The organism is Vibrio sp. YT-19(2023), from assembly GCF_033337395.1.
Window position 1 is genome coordinate 1 of record NZ_JAWOQN010000762.1, and the last position, 600, is coordinate 600.

Below are 600 nucleotides of genomic sequence, written 5' to 3' on the forward strand. Positions count from 1 at the left end.
CATGATTCAGAGTCCTCTATCAATTCCATGGGTATCGATTGTTTGCGTTTGTACTTAAATGGACAGACGCAATTAACACTCAAGCTATATCAAATGTTATTCCAAAGTTTGATTGGTCTTTCAATCGTATTGGATGGTAAAGAAATCATGCCTCTAACTAAGAGGCATCTTCAATCGGTTGGTTTTGGGGACGAGGAACAAGTCGTCCCTTACAGTAAGAGAAGTTTTTCGGGATCTCGTTTATTGGTCGAGTACCTTCATTTTCCAGAAAAATTCATGTTCTTTGACTTGATCGAGCTCGGCTTAGAGAAGTTAGAGATTCAAGGGCAGGTCGAGATTTGCTTTTACTTCGATACAAGCGATGACTGGCTACCAAAGCAAGTAGACGAGGAAAGTGTCATGGTTGGCTGTGTTCCCATTGTAAATCTGTTCAAATCAACCATGGAACCTAAACGTCTCCTTCCAACAGAGTACGAGTATCAATTATCTCCTCAGTACCAAGATGCAGAGAGTAATGAAGTTGTCTCGATTTCTGATGTTACCTTGAGAAACTGGAACAAAACTTACGAGCACTTACCCTGCTACCATTCAGGAGAGCAC

The 600-nt window shown here is 41.2% G+C and carries 1 protein-coding gene; it reads left to right on the top strand.

All coding sequences use genetic code 11. From position 1 onward, the window contains the following. On the top strand, nucleotides 1–600 hold a 600-nt coding region (locus tag R7E78_RS28330), incomplete at both ends, for a type VI secretion system baseplate subunit TssF (RefSeq protein ID WP_318058907.1).